Genomic DNA, 1,882 nt, shown 5'->3' with positions numbered 1-1,882 from the left:
CTACGCCACCGACCCGGCGACCTATCCGGCGGCGTTCAAGATCGACCCCGCGGAGATCCCCACCATGGCCGCCATCCCCCCGGTACCGCCTCGGCGCGACGGGTGAACCATCGGGCCCGGGACCCTGCCCACACCCTTCAACCTCCTCGATCTCTACGGACGCCCGAGCTGCTGGACGTACCTCTGTCGCCCGATTCGGCCGGCCTGCCGAAACCGACCGGCGGCTAACGGTGAACGTGCTGATGAGGCTGATCGAATCGGCCCTCACCGCGGATCGGGCGACAGAGTCCCACAGGGTCATCACAAGCCCCCAGACGGCGAGGCGACGTTCCTCTGCTACCGGCCTACCGCAGCCCTGACCCGCCGTCAACAAACCACCTCTGGATGACTCCGAGAGCGACCTTGCCGGTACCCGAGCCGTTGTACCCGATCGTCTCGTAGGTCGCTCCCGCGTACTGGTCCAGGTCGGCTATGCCGGTGTCGCCCCGGGAGTCGCTGACCGTCACCGACCGGCTGCCACCGTTGGGCAGGGTGTCGCCGTCCATGCCCCGGAAGTAGGTGTAGTCCGTCTCGGTGACCCGGAAGCTGTCAAGTCAAATGAGACGGTCTAGTGCTATGTGTTCTGTTGGACTGGTTCTGTTTCGGGTTTTGGTTCGTTGATCCAGACGTTGGTGGGTATCTGGGGTGGTCTGGGGCGTCGGGCGAAGCGTTCGGGGTGTCGCTGGTAGGCCTCGGAGAGTGTGACGGCACGTTGTTCGCGGACCAGGTCGGCGGTGCCGAAGTGCACGCTGGCGGGTGTGTGGAGGCCGATGCCCGAATGCCGGTGCTCGTGGTTGTAGTAGAGGAAAAACCCCTCGCACCACTTGCGGGCATGCGCCAGCGAGGCGAAGTTCTCGGGGAAGTCTTCGGAGTACTTGATGGTCTTGAACTGGCTCTCACTGTAGGGATTGTCGTTGCTGACTTTGGGGCGGGAGTGGCTTCTGGTGACTCCGAGGTCGAGCAGGAGCTGGGAGACCTTCTTGGAGGTCATCGAGGTGCCGCGGTCGGCGTGCACAGTTTCGGGCACGATGCCGTTGCGTTCGATGGTCTCGCGGATCAACTCCTCGGCTCGCTGGGCGGTTTCGGCTCTTTCCACGGTCCAGCCGCAGATGTAGCGGCTGTAGATGTCGATGATCGCGTAGAGGTGGTACCACTCGCCTTTGTTTGGTCCGCGGAGCTTGGTGATGTCCCAGGTCAGGACTTGGCAGGGGGCGGTGGCAAGGAGTTGTGGGACGGTTTTGGCCGGGTGGGTGGCCTGTCTGCGGCGTTCACCGTTCTGCCCTGCGGTGGCCAGGATCCGGTACATCGTGCGCTCCGAGCACCAATAGCGGCCCTCGTCCAGTTCCCGTGCCCACACCTGGGCGGGTGGCAGGTCGAGGTACTCCGGGGAGTTCAACAGCGCGAGAATCTGGGCCCGTTCGTCGGCCGACAGGGCTGACGGCGGGCTGGGCCTGGGCTCGTGTGGTGCCGCGGGCGGCGGGTTCAGCCGCCGGTAGTGCGTCGCCCGCGAGCGGCCGGTCAGCCGGCAGGCGGCCGTGGTGCCCAGTTCGCTCTCCAGGCCGGTGAAGGCCTCGTCCACGACCGGGTCCACGGCATGCTTCAGTCCGCGCTCTCGGAGAGCAGTTCCAAGCTTGAGATTTAAGCTCGCCAAGATCATTTCTCGTCGGGGTTCCCCATTCCCCTGACAGCAAGCGCGGCCGTCCGTGATCCTTCGGAGTGTCGAGCTCGAAGGTGTCACAAGAACGGCCGCTGCAATGAGTGTTGTTGATGACGCCACCCGCGTCGAGTCCTTGTCCGTGTTGTCACGATTCCGTGCCGACTTCTACGACTGCCTGCCGGCCCG

The 1,882-nt window shown here is 64.9% G+C and carries 2 protein-coding genes; both read right to left on the bottom strand.

From position 1 onward, the window contains the following. Positions 1-344: 344 nt before the first annotated feature. Positions 345-545: a hypothetical protein gene (locus FCI23_RS55420; RefSeq protein WP_136731725.1), complete on the bottom strand. Its 201-nt coding sequence runs from the start codon at positions 543-545 to the stop codon at positions 345-347. 68 nt (positions 546-613) lie between these two features. Beyond that, positions 614-1,630, bottom strand: a complete 1,017-nt coding sequence (locus FCI23_RS55415; protein ID WP_169317494.1) for an IS3 family transposase — start codon at positions 1,628-1,630, stop codon at positions 614-616. Positions 1,631-1,882: the final 252 nt, after the last annotated feature.

It is taken from the genome of Actinacidiphila oryziradicis (assembly GCF_005047355.1).
Lineage (GTDB): Bacteria > Actinomycetota > Actinomycetes > Streptomycetales > Streptomycetaceae > Actinacidiphila > Actinacidiphila oryziradicis.
This window is presented reverse-complemented; position numbering and strand designations above follow the sequence as displayed.